At 38.1% G+C, this 21,669-nt stretch carries 16 protein-coding genes; 2 read left to right on the plus strand and 14 right to left on the minus strand.

Annotation, left to right across the window (positions count from 1 at the left end; genetic code table 11):
• Positions 1-195: 195 nt before the first annotated feature.
• The 14 genes from J3U00_RS04935 to sohB form a co-directional block, all read right to left on the minus strand.
• Entirely contained in the window at positions 196-804 is a 609-nt protein-coding gene (locus J3U00_RS04935; protein ID WP_267331749.1) for an AAA family ATPase, read from the minus strand.
• A 16-nt stretch (positions 805-820) separates the two neighbouring features.
• Positions 821-1,678, minus strand: a complete 858-nt coding sequence (locus J3U00_RS04940; protein WP_267331750.1) for a class II fructose-bisphosphate aldolase — start codon at positions 1,676-1,678, stop codon at positions 821-823.
• An 11-nt stretch (positions 1,679-1,689) separates the two neighbouring features.
• On the minus strand, positions 1,690-2,097 hold the full coding sequence (locus J3U00_RS04945; protein WP_267331751.1) for a hypothetical protein: 408 nt from the start codon (positions 2,095-2,097) through the stop codon (positions 1,690-1,692).
• A 14-nt stretch (positions 2,098-2,111) separates the two neighbouring features.
• Positions 2,112-3,401: a PTS sugar transporter subunit IIC gene (locus J3U00_RS04950; RefSeq protein WP_065563344.1), complete on the minus strand. Its 1,290-nt coding sequence runs from the start codon at positions 3,399-3,401 to the stop codon at positions 2,112-2,114.
• A gap of 21 nt (positions 3,402-3,422) precedes the next feature.
• Positions 3,423-3,725 carry a PTS sugar transporter subunit IIB gene (locus J3U00_RS04955; protein ID WP_065563343.1) on the minus strand — a complete coding sequence of 101 codons (303 nt, stop codon included), beginning with the start codon at positions 3,723-3,725 and terminating at the stop codon, positions 3,423-3,425.
• A 42-nt stretch (positions 3,726-3,767) separates the two neighbouring features.
• The gene (locus J3U00_RS04960) at positions 3,768-5,840 is read right to left on the minus strand and encodes a BglG family transcription antiterminator (RefSeq protein ID WP_267331752.1); all 2,073 of its coding nucleotides are present in this window, start codon (positions 5,838-5,840) and stop codon (positions 3,768-3,770) included.
• A 192-nt stretch (positions 5,841-6,032) separates the two neighbouring features.
• Positions 6,033-6,650, minus strand: a complete 618-nt coding sequence (locus J3U00_RS04965) for a hypothetical protein (RefSeq protein WP_220225747.1) — start codon at positions 6,648-6,650, stop codon at positions 6,033-6,035.
• Between the two features lie 13 nt (positions 6,651-6,663).
• Positions 6,664-7,410: a 23S rRNA (guanosine(2251)-2'-O)-methyltransferase RlmB gene (gene rlmB, locus J3U00_RS04970; protein WP_065733738.1), complete on the minus strand. Its 747-nt coding sequence runs from the start codon at positions 7,408-7,410 to the stop codon at positions 6,664-6,666.
• On the minus strand, positions 7,411-9,813 hold the full coding sequence (rnr, locus tag J3U00_RS04975; protein ID WP_267331753.1) for a ribonuclease R: 2,403 nt from the start codon (positions 9,811-9,813) through the stop codon (positions 7,411-7,413).
• A gap of 297 nt (positions 9,814-10,110) precedes the next feature.
• Positions 10,111-11,454: a hypothetical protein gene (locus tag J3U00_RS04980; RefSeq protein ID WP_267331754.1), complete on the minus strand. Its 1,344-nt coding sequence runs from the start codon at positions 11,452-11,454 to the stop codon at positions 10,111-10,113.
• A gap of 755 nt (positions 11,455-12,209) precedes the next feature.
• Complete coding sequence (locus tag J3U00_RS04985) at positions 12,210-13,550, minus strand: hypothetical protein (protein WP_267331755.1); 1,341 nt, start codon at positions 13,548-13,550, stop codon at positions 12,210-12,212.
• Positions 13,551-14,342: 792 nt separating this feature from the next.
• Positions 14,343-15,665 (minus strand): hypothetical protein, encoded by a 1,323-nt coding sequence (locus J3U00_RS04990; protein WP_267331756.1) that lies wholly within the window; start codon positions 15,663-15,665, stop codon positions 14,343-14,345.
• Between the two features lie 766 nt (positions 15,666-16,431).
• Complete coding sequence (locus J3U00_RS04995; RefSeq protein WP_267331757.1) at positions 16,432-17,766, minus strand: hypothetical protein; 1,335 nt, start codon at positions 17,764-17,766, stop codon at positions 16,432-16,434.
• 595 nt (positions 17,767-18,361) lie between these two features.
• Positions 18,362-19,405 carry a protease SohB gene (gene sohB, locus J3U00_RS05000; protein WP_065734628.1) on the minus strand — a complete coding sequence of 348 codons (1,044 nt, stop codon included), beginning with the start codon at positions 19,403-19,405 and terminating at the stop codon, positions 18,362-18,364.
• A gap of 145 nt (positions 19,406-19,550) precedes the next feature.
• On the opposite strand from sohB, the gene J3U00_RS05005 reads away from it, so the two are divergent.
• Together J3U00_RS05005 and J3U00_RS05010 are read left to right on the plus strand one after the other, a co-directional pair.
• The gene (locus J3U00_RS05005) at positions 19,551-21,257 is read left to right on the plus strand and encodes a formate--tetrahydrofolate ligase (protein ID WP_416379877.1); all 1,707 of its coding nucleotides are present in this window, start codon (positions 19,551-19,553) and stop codon (positions 21,255-21,257) included.
• 13 nt (positions 21,258-21,270) lie between these two features.
• Positions 21,271-21,657: an RnfABCDGE type electron transport complex subunit B gene (locus J3U00_RS05010; RefSeq protein ID WP_267331759.1), complete on the plus strand. Its 387-nt coding sequence runs from the start codon at positions 21,271-21,273 to the stop codon at positions 21,655-21,657.
• Positions 21,658-21,669: the final 12 nt, after the last annotated feature.

Consider the following 21,669-nt stretch of genomic DNA (forward strand, 5'->3'; position numbering starts at 1 on the left):
AATCTTTGATTGCTAAATTGAAAGAATTTTTTGTATTTAAAATGTTATTGAGAAGATAAACGAAGATATAAAACTAACCTATTTCACTATTGATCCATAACTGCCTATTCCTACAATCAAATCTGATTTATTTGCTTATCACCCTAAATATAATGCCGATTAACGTTAATCGGCATTGATGATCTAATAAAATTACTATTTAACGATTTGTTTCAATTTTTCCAATAAACCCGAATAATCAACTTGATTAAAATGGGTAACATCCACTTCGAGCAATTGCCCCAAAGCAAACTCGTCGTACTTTCTAGTTTGACAGATTTTATAAAATTGTGATTTAGTGACTAAATCGTCGGCCAAACTACGATCTTCAAGTTTATCTCCATAGTGATAGTGTTGCATAATATGACTCAAATGCCGTTCCGGTGAGCGGTCTCGTTGATAACGACGTTGCCATAACACCTCAAAATCAGCAATTAAGCGAATTGTGATCACTTGATAATGATACTTTTGCGCCAACTCACTCAACCGGTGTTTCTGCTTATCACTAAAGGGATACTCAGAAATAATAACGTGTTTACCAGCATCCATATACAGTTGTAAAACACCATAATAAAAATGCCAAACTTTGTGCTCAAGCGCCTGCTTTTCAGCTTTCGAATTGAAACCGACAGAGTCAGCATATAAAACTTTAGCCTCATCGGGTGTTATCACAAAACTGTCTGTAAATTGTTGTTGCAATTTATTAACCAGATAAGTCTTTCCTGTACAGGGGCAGCCAGCGAGTAAAATTAGATATTTACGCATATCAACTCGCCTCCTTTTAGTTTAGACATTTATTACTGTTAAGAAATAAACGCATTTTATGCTTCACTATTTCTTTCACGGCCTCATTAGCTGGAATAATATTATGACGTAATGATCGATTAATTTCAGTTTGGGCAAATTTATCTTTTGCAACTTGTGTCCAGTTAACTAATAACTCCGTGCCAACATTAAATTTACGAATACCGTTATTAATCAGTTCCGGATAGTCCTCCTCTTTGACCCCTGTTCCACCGTGAATGACCAAAGGAATATCAACCGTAGCATGAATTTCTTTCAATAACGGTATATTTACCTCTGTTTTTGACTTAAATTGTCCATGATTAGTACCTATAGCAATGGCTAAAGCATCAATTCCCGTTGCTTTTACAAATGCCAGTGCATCTTCCGGTTTGGTATAAACTTTATCGTTAACATCAACATGAATTCCCTCTTCGGTCCCCCCGATTGTTCCTAATTCTCCTTCAACTGATACACCATGAGCATGAGCATATTCAACCACTGCACGGGTTTTTAATATATTTTCTTTAAATGGTAGTGAAGAGCCATCAAACATAACCGAAGTGAATCCACTATCAATTGCTTGTTTTATATCATCAAAATTTTTAGCATGATCGAGGTGTAATACCGCATCCACTATCTCTTCATCTACAATAGCTTTTACTGCATTAACTAAAACTTTAAAGCCAATATACCTTGCAGTATCAACGCTTGTTTGGATGATAATTGGTGCGCCTACCTCTTTTGCAGCCTGTAACATCGCAGGTAACATTTCTAAATTATGCGTATTAAACGCACCAACAGTGAAATTTAATTTTTGGGCTAATAAAGTTACATCTTTAAGTGTGGTGTACATAATTATTTCCTTTAATCTCGTTGAATAGTCATCTGTTTAGCAATATTACGCATAGCATCCATTTTGTTCATCCAAATATCGATATCAGCCAATGAGCCATGCTGAGCGGCTTGAGCCCGCTTAGAGTTATACAAATTCATTAATGTTTTATAACCGTCGCCAATTGATTTCTTATGCTGTTGGCTCTTTTCTAAATACTCAATAGCCAAATCAATATGATTTAATTGATGATAAAGCAGGCCGATTTGTTCACATGATGAGGCTAACATCAGTAAGTCTTCGGTCTTTTCGAGCTGCTGTAATAATTGGTTAATTTTTTGCTCAATCTGTTCCATTTGCTGTGCTGTCAGACTGCTTTTAACCTCTGAGTCGGGGGCTAAATTTGTTTTAGGCGCCTTTTTTTTAAAAAAGTTAAACATGTCAAACTCCTCAACTAAAAGTGCTTCAATATTGGGCTTAATATCCACGCATAAAGCAGTGCCACTGTGACAGTATCAACATCAGTTGCTGTTGCATTGATAAACCCCATTTGATTAAAAATGGTGACAAGTAATGCTGGCAACAGCGTAATGAATATCCCATGAGCAATACCGCCGATAAGCGCCCCACGGCGACCACCAACTGCATTACCAAAGATACCTGCCGTTCCACCAGCAAAAAAGTTGGTTAACATTCCCGGTAAAATCATCGCCAATCCAAATGCCGGTAAAGTCAACATTGCAATCACTGTACCTATAGATGTGGTAATAAAACCTAAGATAACTGCATTAGGGCTATATGGGAAAAATACTGGACAATCAAGCGCCGGAATTGCATTCGGAACAACTTTCATGGCAATTCCTCTAAATGCCGGCACAATTTCACCGAGTAATAACCTCACACCGGCAAGTAATACATAGATTCCGACGACAAAAATTATCGCTTGGGTAAAGGCGTAAATGACGTAATTTTGACTGCCGGATAAGGTTGAAGCATACGCTTCACCGGCGAAAAGAGCGGTAATAATATAAAGTGGGATCATAACCACCATGACGGATAAATAAGTATCTTGCAAAAATTCAAATGACTTAGGCAACTTCATATCTTCAATTGAGCGCTTGTTTTCACCTCGCTCCCCTACCAGATAAGCTACACCAGCCTCGAATAAATAACCGATTGTACAAAAGTGTCCTAATGCAATGTCATTTGATCCTGTCACTTTACGAATAATGGGTTGGGCAATGGCCGGCATAAATACAGCAAAAAGTGCACCAATAAAACCGCCAACCAAAATTAGTGTTACCCCAGACAATCCGGCAAAACTACCAAATACCGTTGTCATTGTTGCCATCCATAAAATGGCCTGCCCTGTTAGAAAAATATATTTCCAACGGGTAAAACGAGCAATAAGGATGTTAAAAATAAAGATCATCAAAAATGTTAGTGCAATATCACGGCCTAATCCTAACTGATTCATTGCTTGCCCGTTAATCGCTTCAATAGAAGGAATAATGCCTTGCATATCAAATCCAGCGGTAAAAATATGACCGAAATAGGTTAAACTTCCCACAATAATACTTGACCCGGCATTGAGCACTTGAAAACCCAATAAGGTTTTCAGTGAGCCTGAAATAATTTGTCCAACAGATTTACGTTGTAAAATCAACCCAAACATAGCAATTAAGCTAATGGTTATCGAAGCTTGAGTTAAAATATTGTCGATAATAAAGTTAATCACATTCATGGTATTCTCCTTCTAATGGATTTAAAGCAATCCCTTTTGTTGCAATATTGGACTTAACTTCTCATCAATTTCCGCTTTAGATACTATATTTTTAAGATAGACCACTGCGGTTTGTTCACTGATATTGAATTTAGCAAACTGAGGGCGGAAATTTTCGGCTGTAATGATGATATCGGCTTTAGTTGAGGCTGCTGATGAAATATCGGTATGATCTAATTTAGCGTCAATACCTTTAGCTTTTAAAACATCTTCGGTTGCCATTTGTGCAGCAAAACTACTGCCTAACCCTGCACCACAAACAAATATAATGGTTAAATTACTCATGTTCTATTCTCCTTCAGATTTAGGTATTTAATCCGATTTTGCCTAATTAAATAAAATTGACTTAAATTGCGCTACACTATGACAGTTGGTTAAACGCTCCAGTTTTTGTTCATCATTAATTAATTCAATCAAACTGCGCATAATGTTGAGATGAGAAAACGAATCGATAGCGGCTAAACAAAATATAATTTTCACTGGCCCCATTTCATCATTACCAAAATCTACTGGGCGGCCCATCGTCACTACGCTCAAACCTAATTGATTTACTCCGTCTTCAGGTCGAGCATGCGCTAAAGCTAAATTTTTACCAATCACAATATAAGGACCATATTGTTCAACCGATGTGATCATGGCATCGACGTAAGAAGGTAAAATAAACTGTTTTTTTAATAATGGTTCAGCAGCAATTTGGATAGCCTTTCGCCAATCATGGCAGTCTTGATGTAATAAAATGTCATCATTAGTAAGAATATCTTTCAACATAGGCTGGATTTTCCTTTTATTGATTTTAAGATTATTGAGAGCTAAACACTTTTCAAGTTGGTTATAGATAGGCTCGGACACAATACCGCCACTTTCTTTAATTAAATTAACAAGTGAATAGAACAGATCCGTTGCATCCGTTAGGTAATTGATACGTTGATTAGCACGATGTTTAGTTAAAAAATCTTTAATGATAGGATGATTTTTTTCTTTTAATATGGGTTCTAAAACTAATACTGGATGAGCAAAATGTTGCAAAGGAAAGGTAGAAAATATTAAATCAAAATCAAGTTGCTCCAACAAATTCAAATCGTTACGCCCTAAGATTGCTAATACATCTATACTAAAAAACTCTTTAAGTGTCTGTGCCAGCAGATTAGAAGTTGCTATACCATGACAACACAACACCACTGCTTTAAAATAGTAACTACGATCTTGGTTAATGGCACTGGCAAAAGTTGAAAAATGAATTGTCAAAAAAGCAATTTCATCATCGGAAATCTTATGGCTAAGTTTTGTTTCAAGTTCATGCATAAAAGTGGTAATCGCAGCATGAATTTCACCGTAATTTTGTTTAATACTATCGAGCAATGGATTAATAATATGAATATTATTACTCACTCTGGCAATCAGCCCGGCTAAGTGCTTACAAAGGTTTTCATATAACTGTTCTTGTTTAGTTGAAAACGGGATTAGCGTTTTTTCTTCCACATAATTAACTAATTTAATGGCTAATAACTGCGCATTAAGCCATTCGACATAATTATTGATATCCTTAGTATTAAATGCCTCTAGCATGTAAATGATATATTGGCGTTCTTGCCAATTTACCTGTAACGCAAAGTGCTGGCACACCAACTGAATAAAGTTCGCTATTTGTCCTTGTTCATTATTGTTAAAGTCAGTCCTGACCATTGTCAGATGATGTTGATGCTGATTACGAACAAGCCAAATAGCAGTAAAAATCACAATTTGTTGGACATAAATTTCATCATGTATCTGACTGATAGTTTGATGCGCTAACTGCAATAAGTTATCAATCAGTGATTGAGGAATATAATTAAACAAATGTTGCTGTATTGAGCTTAATTCAGGTAAAGGCTTATCTAGTTCTAAATTGCCGGCAAATTGGTTAATAGCTTCATACATCATTAAGCGAATCGAGCGCTCTAATCCAACAAATTGCATCCCTTGCTTCGGTTGGCTAATTAATTCAATATCATATTTTTTTAATCGTACTTTGATTTTACGAATATCTTCATCTAATACACTTTTTGAAACGAAATAGACCGCTTCTTTATGGCTTAAAATAACAGGCGTTTTAGCAAAAGCAATCGACAATAACAAATCAAACTGTCGCTCATCTTTGCTTAAAACGGTAGAGGATGGCACACCCAGTAACGCATCGTGAATCAGCTGTTTCTGCTCTTGATCAGCATTGATGATAAACCCTTTACTACGCACAGTAGTAATTAAAGTGAAATGTCTTTTAGATAAAAACTCATTAATTTCTTGAATTTCATTACGAATAGTTCGAGCACTAATTTGAAACTCTTCTGTAAGCATTTCAATAGTTAATGGATAGTCGACTGAAATGAATTTTTTACATAATTCAATGGTTCTACTTCGCATAAACTTCTCACCTATTTACTTCTTAATTTAAGTATAAGTGAGATGAATTTGCTTACCTAGTGGGTATTTTTGCAAAGATAAATTGCAAAATTGTTGGTAATAAATAGTGCTATTTAAGGAAGGAAGTAAATTAGTTAACAAAATTGATTGAGTGAATCGATATTACAGCTTCAACTCAATCAATCGTTAAAGTTAGCGCTTTTTGCGACGGTCAATTGCAGCCATTAAAGGACGATGACACTTATAAATCATATCCGGTGGCAGCATAATTAATTCCGCTAATGGCGCTGTCCAATCAGGGATTTGCGTATTTTCTGGGTGTTTAGGATCGATGGGATTATCAACATTATAAAGCTCAGTGTTAGCAAATAACGCTTCTTTTTTAGCGACATCAACATCATCACTATCGCCTAACATTTTGCAATTATCTAATAACTCATTCGCAAATTGTTCCGGCCAATCTTCGGCAAAATGCTTAAATTTAGCTAAACCTGAAATATGTCTTAACATATCACGAAACAGCAATAAATAAACCATCTGAACATTCCGTCCGGACAAATTAGCCAACTGCTCATCTGATAAAGTATTATTGATAACTGCAGGACCCCATTTAAAAAACAGCGTGTCTCTATACACCTTAATTACACGTTTAAGAGGACGGTATTTCAATTTAACTAAATTATCAATCTCACGCGATAATTGCATTGTCGGATATCCGACACGATTACGACCATTCAAATCTCGCTCAGACAGCGCCGGAGCATTTTTTTCTTTATTCCCTGATAAAAGCTTTTTCAAAAATCCTAACATACTATAACTCTAACTATTTATTTTTTTGTCTAACAATCTCAAATAAGCAAACGCCGGTAGCAACAGACACATTAAGCGAAGAAACAATACCAGCCATCGGTATACTGACTAACTCATCACAATGCTCTTTGGTTAATCGACGCATCCCCTCACCTTCTGCCCCCATCACTAAAGCCAATGCTGTTGAATTTTTATAAAAGTCTGTTTGGTAAAGTGTGCTGGTTGCTTCACCGGCGGTACCCACTATCCAAACTTGATATTCATCTTGTAACATACGCATAGTACGCGCCAGATTAGTGACTCTAACCACTGGCACGCTTTCAGCCGCGCCACATGCAACTTTCTGAGCGGTTGAATTAAGTGGTGCAGAACGATCTTTAGGTACAACAATAAAGCTCACACCAGCGGCATCAGCAGTACGAATACAAGCACCTAAATTATGTGGATCAGTCACACCATCTAAAATTAAAATAATCGGATTGGAATTTTGCTCCATTAATAATGGAATATCATTTTCCTGATAACCACGGCTTGGTTTAACCATCGCCAAAATACCTTGATGAACGCCATTTTTCGTTTTTTCATCTAAATACTGCCTATTGGTCACTTTTACGGCTAAACCCAACTGCTCCAACTCACGAACAAGGGCATTAAGGCGCTTATCTTCTCGGCCTTTAACGATAAAAACTTCAATAATTCTTTCTGGTGCACGCGCTAACAAAGCTTCAATCGCGTGGATACCGTAAACTGTTTCACTCATCTATTTTTTACTCTTTTTTCTCTGATTGCTTGAGGTCGATGCTGATTTAGACGTTTTTTTAGCAGCTGTTTTTGGCTTACTGCGTTTTTTACTCTTTGCGACAACCTTTGCACCCGTTTTTTTACTATTAGCTTGGCTTTTATTTTTGCGCTTAACTGGCAGTTTAGCATCACTATCGACTTTCTTCGCCTTATCTTTGGCTGTCTTACCTTGGCGTTGTGGCTTATTATTACTGCCAACCAATGAAAAATCAATTTTACGCTCGTCAGGATTAACATTAACGACTGTTACTTGAACTTTGTCACCTAAACGATAAATAAAACGGGTATTTTCACCAATTAAACGATTACGTGATGCATCAAAAATATAATAATCATTCTCGAGTGAAGAAACGTGCACTAAACCATCAATAAATAGATCATCTAATCGCACAAAAAAGCCGAAATTAACAACGCTCGAAATAGTGCCATTGAATACCTCGCCGACATGATCTTGCATATAATCACATTTCAACCAATCAACGACATCACGAACCGCTTCGTCCGCTCGGCGTTCGGTCATTGAGCAGTGTTCACCAAAATAGAGCATCTCGCTAGTCGTATAACGGTGCCCGCCGGTTTTATCATGTTGTTTACTATGTTGCTGATCAGCAATAACCCATTTAATCGCACGATGCAATAACAGATCAGGATAACGACGAATTGGCGATGTAAAGTGCGCATACTCCTCAAGTGCTAACCCAAAGTGCCCACGATTTTCAGGATCGTAAATTGCTTGCTTCATTGAGCGCAAAATGACCGTTTGCAACATCTCATGATCAGGTCTTGCTTCAACCTCAACCATCAACTTAGCGATATCTTTTGGACTGGTACCCTTACCGAGAGACAAACCAAGTTCACTTAAAATACTACGTAAATTATTTATGCGATCTTCATCCGGTTTATCATGCACACGAAATAGCGACGGAATCTCAGCATCAATCACCAATTTTGCTGCGGCAACATTGGCCAAAATCATACACTCCTCAATGATCTTATGCGCTTCATTTCGCTGAACTAACTCAATGCTCTCAATACGTTTATCAGCATTGAAGATGAATTTAGGCTCTTCCGACTCAAACCCGATTGCGCCACGGGCAATTCGAGCACTATTAAGCACCTTATAAAGACCATAAAGATTCTCAAGGTGAGGAACCAACTCACGATAATGCTCACGCAAATCCTTATCACCTTCCAAAATCTTAGCTACCTTGGTATAAGTTAAACGCGCGTGTGAATTCATCACCGCTTCATAAAATTGATAACCGGTCAAACGCCCCTTATTCGACACGGTCATTTCGCACACTAAACACAAGCGATCAACTTGTGGATTGAGCGAACAAAGGCCATTGGATAAAACTTCCGGCAACATCGGAACCACGCGCGACGGAAAATAGACTGAAGTCCCACGCAAACAAGCTTCTTTATCAAGCGCCTTACCGGTTCGCACATAATAGCTCACATCAGCAATCGCCACCCACAAACGATAACCACCACCACGATTCTTTTGACAATAGACCGCATCATCAAAATCTCGTGCATCTTCACCATCAATGGTTACTAACGGCAAATCACGTAGATCCTTACGGCCTTTTTTAGCGCTTTCAGGCACTTGCTCACTAAACTTGTTAGCCGCGTTTTCAACCGCTTTTGGAAATTCATAAGGGATCTCATGATTACGTAATGAAATATCGATGGCTAAATTCGTGCCCATTATTTCGCCAAGCACTTCCTTAATCACACCGACCGCTTTTTGGCGTCGTTCAGGTCTTTGCTGCAATTCAACCACAACAACTGAGCCCATTCTAACCGTTCGATTTGGCTTGCCAGCGATTAAAATATCAAAATTCAAACGGCTATCATCCGGCACCACAAAACCAACGCCTTGCTCAATAAAATAACGACCAACAATCAGATTAGTACGCGGCTCTAAAATCCGCACCACTCGCGCTTCAGTCTTACCACGGTATTGACTACCGATTGGCTGAGCCAAAATAACATCGCCTTGTAAAACCTTTTTCATCTGCTCGTGTGACAAAAAATAGTCTTCCGGCTTACCTTCAACCCGTAAAAAGCCATAACCATCACGATGTGCAATAACACTACCCTTAACCATATCGAATTTTTCAGGTAAGGCATAACATTTACGACGCGTGTAAACCACCTGACCATCACGTTCCATCGCTCGCAATCGGCGATGTAAAGCCTCTTTTTGTTCGTCAGATTTGATTGATACGGCTTTAGCTATTTTTTCTAAACTGGCTGGTTTTGCTTCTTTGGTAAGATAATCCAAAATCAGTTCACGACTGGCGATCGGCGATTCATACTTTTTCGCCTCACGATCATAAAATGGATCTTTTATCATATAGAACGTCCTGTGATCGAATGTTGCGTTAAGGATAACATAGAGTTGTATAACTTAAAATGGAGATTGCTTTTTGGAACTTTAAAAAAAGGGTTACTTAATGTTTTAGGGGATGAAAAGAGGGGTATTCGGCTTATATCTTATAGCGTCTCGAAAATATTCACATCAATTAAAAGTAGTAAAAACAAGTATAGGATACAATCGGTTAACTTTAAATAAAGTTAACCTTAGAATAGTAAGACCATATATCCCTAATTCACAAAGATCCCATCGCCAAACCTAGATTGGTAATAATCATCATGGCTGTAATAAGTCTGAAACACAAAGTCTATCAGGAAGCTGAACATTTAACCAACCTTGAGAACCATCGTACGGGTTAATGTAATAATGATAGGAACTATCATGAGGTCCAAGCGGATAAGGATCACCGCTGAAGTTAGCTCCAGAGTAGTCAGGCATTTTGCCCCATTCTGCAAAAAATCCATCACCAATTCTACGTTGGTAATGATTATCTGGTGACGAACTAGGAGTACTTGCAGTTATTCGTGTAGCATTAGTTAATTCGTTATGATGTTTAGGAAGAAAATAACCTATGTTACTGCACCAAGATATTGTATAAGAAGAATTGTAAGGACCACGATTGACAAACCACTGTTTTAAGACAAAACCATACTTGGCAACTTCTTTACCATGACTGTCACGACCAACTAACTCGAAGGTCTGAGGCAAAGTTGGTTTAGGTATAATACCCGGATTACTCGAACGCCATTGAGATTCTGTCGCAACAGGACCTGTCAATGTAACCCGTACACTCGTACTTGATGAGTTAGTCATAGTAGCTGTTATACCACTATGTGAAACAGGTGCCCAAGACAAGGCCTGATTATTACCATCAATGAGCAAGTCAAAGTACAAACCATGTCCGCCAGTTGTAGGGAAGTTTAAACCATAAGATGATGGTGCAGTTGATTGTGTGAGGAAACCTTTATTTTCATCCCATATTGTAGCAGGACCACGGAAATCGTAAGAGAAACCATCTTCGTTAAGTTTACCATATTTTAAGTTAGGCCTCGCAAAACAAACCACCGGCCCAAGCTTAGGCTTAACATAATAAGTCACATTACTTGCATTGAAATTACTACTATTAGGAACTCCGTAACGGGTAGTTAATGTACCATTAGTACTCGTTAATGTTACTCGATAAGGTGCAGCTGCATTACAATTCGTTAGTAAAGTATCACGCGATACAGGTCGATTATTATTATCCACGATAGACAAGCTTAAACTACCAGTAGCACTAATATCACCATCTCCGTCTTCATCATCCCAATAGTTATAAGGTGGACCAATAAGCGTACTTAAAGCAACTGAATTAGTATCTGTAGGAACCAACATACCAATATCAGCAAAAGTCTGACCTGTGGCAGGTAACACAATTGGTGTTGTTGATGAAGAGGGATTGGTTGATGGCGTATATTGCGTACCATCAGATAACGTAATCCCGAGCAGACTGTCGGTATTAACGGCACGAGTCTGACCACCGTCGAAAGTTAAATAAGGCGCGCTACCCTGAATCTGATTATTTGTAGTTTGTGAAGTTAATGCCTGACCGGAAAAAGAAATAGAAAGCAAAAACGACACGAATAAACCTAAAATAATCCGCAGAACTAAACTGGAAGAATGAATGGATCGAAAAAAGGATCGCGCGAAAATTCGCAGAATTCTGCATAATTGCGTGGAAAAATAAGTCTCGGTGTAAAATGAACGTTGGAAGTTTAACTTAGACGAATTTAAATTAGAGGTTAGCCAAGTTGCCTGTTGCCTGTTGCCTGTTGAAAATTATAAAACATATACGACAATCCTGTCAAGTAATTTTTTGATTTATTTAAGATTTTATACTTCTAGGTCAGGTTTTAGCTGCTTAACCAAAACCGTGTAAAAGTATAGTGATTGGAAAAACACGATGCAACACTTTTTTTTCACTCAGTACAGTTAACTTTCGTAAAGAGGATCTAAAAAAGGATCTAACTGATGATTGGTTAATTACTTTTTTTAATTAAATATATTGCAATTACAAATAGTTAAAAATATGGTCATTGATCCTCGAAAATTTTATTTTAGGACTTTGAATTCGAAATTTAGTAAATTTGATCATTTAAAACTTTTTAAGTGAAATTTAAAACCCCAAAAACCCCGCTCCTCAACTTTTTTTACAATAAAAAAACTCAAAAATAAACCCGCCGAAGCGGGTAATTGAAGCATCGCTTAGCCGCAAAATCGCTTTTTTTTATGGCTAAACGACGTTGACTCCTTGAGTCAGCTTACTTTTAATCACCTAATACTATTTTTTATCACTCCCACCCCCAGCCTAAGGATTAAGGACGAAGAAATAAAAACTAAGGATGGGAGCAAAGGCCGTAGCTGTAGTCGTTGTCGTAGGCCCAACCCACGATACCGTTGTATGTGTACACGATAAACTGGGTACTACCATTCGGGTCACTAGTCCAGAGCCAATAGTTGGTGAGGCCAATGGTTGAATAATCAAACATACGACCCCACTCAGCGAAAAAACCAGAACCTATATGACGCATATAATGATTATCCCGTGAGGAAGGGGTGGCGCCAGAGATAGCAGGAGATTCTGTACGAACCGCGTTGGTTAAATCCCTTACGCTAGGCATTCGATAACCAATACGATTACACCAAGATAATGTATTAGAATAAGTGTCCCTCTTAGAACCACGGTTCACGAACCACTGCTTCAAAGTAAAACCATATTTAACAACTGGAGTACCATTAGTATCACGACCGACCAACTCGAAGGTCTGAGGCAAAGTAGGTTTAGAAATAGGACTAGGACTGGATGAAGTATGCTGGGATAGAGTAGCGTAAGGACCAGTTAAAGTAACGCGTACGCTTGTAGCAGTAGGATTAGACATTGTGACTGTGATACCACCCCGAGAAACTGGAGACCAAGACAATGGCTGACTACTACCACTAATATCTAAATCAAAGTACAATCCATTAAGACCTGTAGTAGGAAAGTTTTGACCGTAATAGAGAGGGTCTGTTTTTTGAGTGAGAAACCCCCTATCAGGGTCCCACATCGAAGCTGGGCCAGCAAAATCCCAAGATGGGTCATAAGGATCATCACCAAGCTTACCATACATTAAATTAGGTCTGACGAAACAAACCACAGGCGAAGCCTTTGGATTGACGTAATAAGTCTCACTACGGGCACTGAAATCACTACGATTAGGAACGCCATAACGAGTTGATAATGTACCGTTAGTACTGGATAACTTAATCCTATAAGGTGCGTTACAAATTGTTAACACGGAATTACGTGATACCGTTTGACCGTTTTTATCGACGATAGATAAACTTAAAGAACCTGTAGCAGTAACGTCTGAATCACCATCATCATCCCCCCAATAATTATTAGGAGGACCGATAAGAGTACTTAAATCGACTGAATTAGTATCAGTAGGAACGAACATACGAATATCAGCAAAACTCTGACCCTCAACCGGCAAGACGATTGGGGTTGTAGATGATAAATTGGTAGAAGGCGTGTAATTAGTTCCGTTAGATAGTGTAATCCCAAGCAGACCGTTAGCATCAACTGCACGAGTACGACCACCGTCGAAAGTCAGATAAGGTACACTACCCTGTATCGCATTCCTAGTTGTCTGTGATGTCAATGCATGACTGGAAAAAGGAAGGAAAATAGCCACGAAAAAAACAATCTGACGGGATAATTGGGAAAAAGATCGAAAACAGGATCTGAAAGAGGATCCGGAAAACGATCGGAAAAAGGATCGAGAAGAGGATCGCGGAAGCGACCGCGCGAAAACTCTCAGAATTTCACTTGATTGAGTAGAAAAATAAGCTTCAGTGAAAAATTTAAACTGGGTGCTGAACTTAGACGAATTTAAAACATAGGTTGGCCAAGTTGCCTGTTGCCTGTTGCCTGTTGAAAATTATAGAACATATGCGACAATCCTGTCAAGTAATTTTTTGATTAATTTACAATTTTATACTTTCCTGCTAAATTTTAGCCTAGTAGCTAAAACCGTGTAAAAAGTATAGTGATTGGAAAAACACGATGCAACACTTTTTTTCGCTCAATTATGTTAACTTTTGTAAATTAGATCTAAAAAGAATCTAAATTATAATTGATTAATTAATGCTTTAATTAGAGATATTGCAATTACAAATCTTTAAAATTAGAGCGATTGATCCTCAAAAATTTTATTTTAGGGCTTTGAATTAGAAATTTAGTGATTTTGATATTTGAATAATTTTTTAAGTAAAATTTAAAACCTCAAAAACCCGTTCCTCAACTTTTTTTGAGATAAAATACCTCAAAAATAAACCCGCGGGTAATTTAAACGTCGCTTAGCCGCAAAATCGCTTTTTATGGCTAAACGACGTTGACTCCTTGAGTCAGCTTACTTTTAATTGCTTAATACTATTTTTTATCACCCCCGCCCCCGCCCTAAGGATTAAGGACGAAGAAATAAAAACTAAGGATGGGAGCAAAGGCCGCTTTCGTAGCCACTGTAGAAGTGGCCATGAGACACGCGACCGTTGCTTATGTTCACGATAAACTGGGAAATACCAATCGGGTCACTAGTCCAGTAGCGCCATTCGATGAAACCAACGCCTGAATAATCATACATTCGTCCCCACTCAGTGAAAAAGCCAGAACCAATTCTACGTTGGTAATGATTACTAGGTGAGGGAGGGGTGGCGCCGACTGAACCACTACAGTCAGAATCGTTGTTAGGACAATATACGTTGGTTAAATCCTTTACCTTAACAAGACGATAACCAAGACTATTACACCAAGATAATGTACTAGAATAATAGTCCCGCTTAGAACCACGGTTCACGAACCACTGCTTCAAAGTAAAACCATATTTGACGACTGGAGTACCATTAGTATCACGACCGACCAACTCGAAGGTCTGAGGCAAAGTAGGTTTAGAAATAGGACCAGGATTTCTAGAATTATGCTGGGATTCGGTAGCGTGAGGACCAGTTAAAGTAACGCGTACGCTTGTAGCAGTAGGATTAGACATTGTGACTGTGATACCACCCTGAGAAACAGGAGACCAAGACAATGGCTGACTACTACCACTAATGAGTAAATCAAAGTACAGCCCATTAGCACCAGTTGTAGGAAAGTTTTGACCGTAATAGAGAGGGTCTGTTTCTTGAGTGAGAAAACCCTTAGCAGGGTCCCACATTGAAGATGGGCCAGCAAAATCCCAAGATGGGTAAGAAGGCCAATCACCAAGCTTACCATACAATAAGTTAGGCCGAGCAAAACAAACCACCGGCGAAGCCTTAGGATTGACGTAATAAGTCTCGCTACGGGCACTGAAAGTACTACGATTAGGAAATCCGTAACGAGTTGATAATGTACCGTCAGTACTAGATAACTTAATCCTATAAGGTGCGTTACAAATTGTTAGCACGGAATTACGTGATACTGACTGATTGTTTTTATCGACGATAGATAAACTTAAACGACCAGTAGCACTAACGCCAGAATCACCATCATCATCACCCCAATAATTATTAGGAGGACCGATAAGTGTACTTAAATCGACTGAATTTGTATCAGTAGGAACGAACATACGAATATCAGCAAAACTCTGACCCTCAACCGGCAAGACGATTGGGGTTGTAGATGATAAATTGGTAGAAGGCGTGTAATTAGCTCCGTTAGATAGAGTAATCCCAAGCAGACCGTTAGCATCAACCGCACGAGTACGACCACCGTCGAAAGTCAGATAAGGTGCACTACCCTGTATCGCATTCCTAGTTGTCTGTGATGTCAATGCGTGACCCGAAAAAGGAAGGAAAAAGACCACGAAAAAAACAATCTGCCGGGATAATTGGGAAAAAGATCGAAAACAGGATCTGAAACAGGATCCGGAAAACGATCGGAAAAAAGATCGAGAAGAGGATCGCGGAAGCGATCGCACGAAATTTCGCAGAATTTCACTTGATTGAGTAGAAAAATAAGCTTCAGTGAAAAATTTAAACTGGGTGTTGGACTTAGACGAATTTAAAAGATAGGTTGGCCAGGTTGCCTGTTGCCTGTTGCCTGTTGAAAATTATAATGCATATGTGACAATCCTGTCAAGTAATTTTTTGATTAATTTACAATTTTATACGTTTCTGCTAAATTTTAGCCTAGTAGCTAAAACCGTGTAAAAAGTATAGTGATTGGAAAAACACGATGCAACACTTTTTTTCGCTCATTTACGTTAACTTTTGTAAATAGGATCTAAAAAGGATCTGGTTTATAATTGGTTAACTATTGTTTTAATTAAATATATCGCAATTGCAAATCTTTAAAATTAGAGCGATTGATCCTCAAAAATTTTATTTTAGGGCCTTGGATTAGAAATTTAGTGATTTTGATATTTTAATAATTTTTTAAGTGAAATTGAGAACCTCAAAAACCCCGCTCCTCAACTTTTTTTGCGATAAAAAACTCAAAAAAACCGCCCCAATTGAGGCGGATGGTTTAAGTTTCGACACCATAAATTACTAGAAAAATATAAGCTATTTTACTATCTCTCCCCCAAAAAATAAGAATTAAGGGGTGAGATCTGAAACACAAACCCCGTTGTAGAAGGTTGCAGGATCTACCCAATGAATAAGTCCGTGGTCGGCGTGTGCGTAAAAGTAATACGTGTAACCACCATCATGGGAGTACGAGTCATTAGTCCAATAATACAAATTAAAGTTAGTATTCGCGTAATATAACAGAAAGCCCCACTCGGTAATAAGACCTGCCCCAATGGTACGTTGGTAATGATTACCCGGTGATGGTGGTGTAGCGGTAATCAATTGGTCATTTGATGGATAAACCGCATTGGTTAAATCCCTTACATTAGGAAGGTGATAACCTATATTTGTACACCAAGATAATTGGTTGTCGTGATTTCCGATAACGTTCCCACGATTGACAAACCACTGCTTTAGTTCAAATCCATATTTAACGACAGCCTTACCACTACTGTCACGACCGACTAACTCGAATGTCTGGGGTAAAGATGGTTTAGCTACTTTATCCGGATTACTAGAATTCCATTGTTCTAAGGTTGCAGCAGGGCCAGTTAATGTAACACGGACACTAGTATTTGTTGAATTGGTCATCGTCGCAGTAATTCCACTATGAGAAACCGGATCCCACGTTAATGCCTGATCATTATTGCTAATATCTAAATCAAAGTACAAACCATTAGCGCCAGTAGTCGGGAAATTTAAACCATAAGATGATGGCGTCGCGGTTTGAGTTAGAAAGCCTTTACCATAATTCCAGATAGTTTCGGGACCTACATAGGGAGGTGCGGTATACGCTAGATTATTTGGTTTAGCAAAACAAATCGCAGGTGATTCTTTAGGTTTAAAATAATAGGTAACACTACCTGCTCCGAACTTAATGCTATTAGGAACGCCATAACGAGTGGTCAATGTGCCTTCAGTATTAGTTAATGTCGCTTTATAAGGCGCTTTACAATACATGGGTACAGTATTTCGTGATACAGTTTGATTGTTTTTATCAACAATAGACAAGCTTATACTGCCAGTAGCAGTGACTTCACTATCTCCATCATCATCGCCCCAATAATTATATGGTGCAGCGACAATGGTGTTTAAATCAACGGTATTACTATCAACTGGCACCAACATGCTAATATCAGCAAAACTTTCATCAATAGTTGGTAATTCGATAGCATTGGTTGCACTAGAATTATTATTTGATGGCGAGTATTGTTGACCATTAGAAAGATGGATCCCGAGCAAACCTTCGGTATCCGTTACTCGTGTATTACCACCGTCAAACGTAAAATAAGGCACTTCACCGTGAATAAAATTGGATGTTGTGGATGTTAACGCTGTACTAGTAAATGATAACGCTAACAATATGCTAAGTACTAAAGGTAATAGGATCTGTCGGGATGATATTGATCTATGTGAGGATCGCGCAAAATTTAGCGTAATTTTATAGATCTTGGTGAAAAAATAGACTTTAGTGGAAAATGAAAAATAAGAGCTTAACTTTGACGAATTTAACTTATAGGTTGGCCAAGTTGCCTGTTGCCTGTTGCCTGTTGAAAATTATAGTGCATATTACTTAATCCTGTCAACTAAATTTATGATTTATTTACTCTTTATGTTTTTACTTAAATTTGGATCGCTTATATAAAACGGTGTAAAAGTATAGTGACTGAAAAAATACGATGCAACAATTTTTCACTTTAGATCGTTAATCTTTGTAAAGAAAAACATCTAAAAAAACAAAAATAACCGAGCAGATGCGGTTTAATTCAAAAACAGCTCATTTACAATTCTTAAAGGATCACATTTTTAAGATAAATTGTTTTGTATTAGAAATTAGACTTTTTAGTAATTTTGAGATTTTTAGATCAAATTTTAGGGTTAAAAAACCCCGCTCCTCAACTTTTTTTGAGGAATCGGGGTTTTAAAGATGTAAAATAGTGATTTTAGGTTAAACCTTTTACAGTCCGTTTCCTTGTCTAAAAAATAACTTTTCCATGCCTTTCACGACATTTTTGGAGAGTTTTTCGGACAGTTTTTGTTTGCGTTGATAGTTAACAGCAATGATTTTATGCGTTTCTAGGTGCGATAAGATAAAATCATCACTGGTGCTAATTTCGTCAACCAGCCCCATTTCTTTGGCTTGAGTAGCAAACCAGTGTTCGCCTGTTGCAACCTGATCTATATCGATATTTGGTCGATATTCTTTTACAAAGTCTTTAAATAATAGATGCGTTTGTTCAAGTTCTTGTTTGAATTTTTGGCGACCTTCGTCCGTGTTTTCACCAAACATGGTTAGGGTTCGTTTGTATTCTCCTGCCGTTTGTAATTCAATATCGACATCATGTTTTTTTAGCAATCGGTTGAAGTTAGGAATTTGGGCAACAACACCAATTGAACCCACAATTGCAAATGGCGCTGCGACAATTTTGCTCGCAGTACAGGCCATCATATAACCGCCACTGGCTGCAACTTTGTCAACCACAGCCGTAAATGGAATGTTACGTGTTCTAAAGCGTAATAGTTGGGAGGCAGCAAGACCATATCCATGCACTACTCCACCAGGGCTTTCAAGTTTTACGACCACTTGATCTTCAGGTTTGATGACAGCTAGGACTGCGGTGATTTCTTGACGCAGTTCTTCAACTTCATGTGCATCCATACTGCCGTTAAACGATAAGACAAATAATTTAGGCTTTGCATCTGATGATTTAGCATTATCATCTTTCTTTTTAGCCGCTTGTTTAGCTTGTTTCTTTTCAAGTTTTTTTTGTTTTTTGAGATCTTTTGTAAACTGTTTAGCTTCGATTTCATCCATGCTCGACGTTAGCATGTCATCTTTAACTTGTTCATATTCTTCGCTAATATCTTTGACAGATAAACGTCCAGCAATTGTTGATGATTTTCGGCGTTGACTTAAAATAAAAATTAATACCGCTAAAATAGCAATAACCACCGTTGCTGTTTCAGCCAAGAAGAGAGAATACTGCGAAAACCAGTTCATTTAATCATTATCCTTTAGTTGAAAATTTTCGCTATTATAACAAGATAATTAGAGATTGTGCCGAAAATCAATAAAGATTAAATTGTTGCTTTATTCGGCATTTTAAATTCTTTATACTGACAGCCTAATTTATTGTTATACGAGAATGAAAATGCCACTACGCCCAATAACTGAAATCGCTAAACAATGTCAGATCCCTGAACAATACGTGCTTCCTTACGGTAAATATGTTGCCAAAATTGATTTATCAATCCTTAATGCGAAGGAAAATCGCGCTAATGGTAAATTAGTTTTAGTTACCGCTATTACACCAACACCATTAGGTGAGGGTAAAACCGTCAATACCATTGGTCTAAGTGAAGGCCTTAATTATTTAGGTAAATCAGCTATCGCTTGTATTCGTCAACCAAGCTTAGGACCTGTTTTTGGCGTAAAAGGCGGTGCAGCCGGTGGTGGGCAAGCAGAAGTTTTGCCGATGGAGACGCTAAATCTTCATCTTACTGGTGATATTCATGCAATAACGGCAGCACATGATTTAGCATCTGCCGCGTTGGATTCTCGTCTTTATCATGAAGATCGTCTTGGCGATGAGTTTACCGCTCAAACCGGTTTATCTCGTTTAAATATTGATGTTAATCGCATTGTATGGAAACGGGTTATCGATCACAATGATCGCGCTCTGCGTAATATCACTGTCGGTGTTGGTGGCGGTGTGAATGGTGTTGAACGCCGTGACGGTTTTGAGATTACGGCAGCGTCTGAGCTAATGGCAATTTTGGCTTTGGCTTCTGATTTACATGATATGCGTGCGCGTATTGGTCGTATTATTTTGGCCTATAATACGCAAGGCGATCCAATCACAGCTGAACAGCTCGAAGTTGCAGGCGCGATGACAGTACTTCTTAAAAATGCGATTAATCCTAACTTGATGCAAACTGTTGAGAATACGCCTGTACTAATCCATGCTGGACCATTTGCTAATATTGCTCATGGTAATTCATCAGTTATCGCTGATCGCATTGCAATGAATTTAGCCGATTATGTGATAACCGAAGCAGGTTTTGGTTCTGACATGGGTATGGAGAAATTCTTTAATATTAAATATCGTCAAGCTGGTATTAAGGCTTCTTGCGTGGTTTTAGTGGCAACGGTTCGTAGCTTAAAATCCAATAGTGGTAAATATAATATCAAACCAGGACAAGCTATCCCTAAAGAGATTTCAGAATCAAATGTGGAGTTACTTGAAATTGGTGCAGCCAATTTAGCTTGGCATATTAAGAATGCCAAGAGCTATGGTTTACAAGTGATTGTCGCGATTAATCGATTCCCACATGATAGCGAAGAAGAGTTGGCGTTTTTACAAAAATATGCCGTTGAACATGGTGCTTTTGCTTGCGAAGTAAGCGAAGTGTTCACTCAAGGTGGTAAAGGTGCTGAAAAACTTGCTAAACATGTTATTGAGGCATGTGATATGCCAAGTGAAATCAAATTACCTTATCCTGACAGTATGCCATTGATGGATAAAATCCAAACTATGGTTAAAAAGTACGGTGCCAATAAAGCGAACTTGTCAGAAACCGCTCTTAAGAACATTAAAGAGATTGAAGCGTTAAAACTTGATCACTTACCACTTTGTATTGCCAAGACGCCGATGTCGATTAGCGCTGATGCTAATTTAAAGAATGTACCAACTGACTTTGATGTTGATATCAGCCATTTAGCCATTTCAGCCGGTGCTGGTTTTATTCGAGTTTATGCCGGTAATGTGATGACCATGCCGGGGCTTGGCACGAATCCAGCTTATCGACACATTGATATTGACAAAGATGGTAATATTGTTGGTTTAAGTTAATTTAAATTTAATTATGCAATATAAAGCCTTTATTGATGAAGAAAATTGTATTGGTTGTGGTAAATGTATCCGTGTTTGCCCTACTGATGCTATTGTTGGTAGTAAACAGGTGTTACATACGGTATTACCGCAATTTTGCACTGCGTGTAGTAATTGTATTAATACCTGTCCAACTGACTGTATTACCTTAAGTACTCTTGGCGTTGAATTAAGTGAGCAAGAAGAGTTGCAGTTAACTGAAAAGAAACAACAACGCTTAGGTCGTAATCAGTTAGTTCCGCCCACTATTTTATTTCCTAGGTCGATGCCTGCAAGCAATGCGACTACTCAGAAAGATCGTAAACAATCGATTGCCGATGCTATTGCTCGCGTTAGAGCTAAAAAAAACCTCGCTAATTAGCGAGGTTTTGTT

Source organism: Gilliamella sp. B3127, assembly GCF_026536935.1.
In the GTDB taxonomy this organism is placed as follows: domain Bacteria; phylum Pseudomonadota; class Gammaproteobacteria; order Enterobacterales; family Orbaceae; genus Gilliamella; species Gilliamella apicola_E.

What these genes read in the sequence shown, in the direction of transcription:
- J3U00_RS04950 (WP_065563344.1), bottom strand. Translation starts at nt 3,401, where the DNA reads ATGAATGTGATTAACTTTATTATCGACAATATTTTAACTCAAGCTTCG.
- J3U00_RS04940 (WP_267331750.1), bottom strand. Translation starts at nt 1,678, where the DNA reads ATGTACACCACACTTAAAGATGTAACTTTATTAGCCCAAAAATTAAAT.
- J3U00_RS04945 (WP_267331751.1), bottom strand. Translation starts at nt 2,097, where the DNA reads ATGTTTAACTTTTTTAAAAAAAAGGCGCCTAAAACAAATTTAGCCCCC.
- J3U00_RS04935 (WP_267331749.1), bottom strand. Translation starts at nt 804, where the DNA reads ATGCGTAAATATCTAATTTTACTCGCTGGCTGCCCCTGTACAGGAAAG.
- sohB (WP_065734628.1), bottom strand. Translation starts at nt 19,405, where the DNA reads ATGAACTGGTTTTCGCAGTATTCTCTCTTCTTGGCTGAAACAGCAACG.
- J3U00_RS04960 (WP_267331752.1), bottom strand. Translation starts at nt 5,840, where the DNA reads ATGCGAAGTAGAACCATTGAATTATGTAAAAAATTCATTTCAGTCGAC.
- J3U00_RS04955 (WP_065563343.1), bottom strand. Translation starts at nt 3,725, where the DNA reads ATGAGTAATTTAACCATTATATTTGTTTGTGGTGCAGGGTTAGGCAGT.
- J3U00_RS05010 (WP_267331759.1), top strand. Translation starts at nt 21,271, where the DNA reads ATGCAATATAAAGCCTTTATTGATGAAGAAAATTGTATTGGTTGTGGT.
- rlmB (WP_065733738.1), bottom strand. Translation starts at nt 7,410, where the DNA reads ATGAGTGAAACAGTTTACGGTATCCACGCGATTGAAGCTTTGTTAGCG.
- J3U00_RS05005 (WP_416379877.1), top strand. Translation starts at nt 19,551, where the DNA reads ATGAAAATGCCACTACGCCCAATAACTGAAATCGCTAAACAATGTCAG.
- rnr (WP_267331753.1), bottom strand. Translation starts at nt 9,813, where the DNA reads ATGATAAAAGATCCATTTTATGATCGTGAGGCGAAAAAGTATGAATCG.
- J3U00_RS04965 (WP_220225747.1), bottom strand. Translation starts at nt 6,650, where the DNA reads ATGTTAGGATTTTTGAAAAAGCTTTTATCAGGGAATAAAGAAAAAAAT.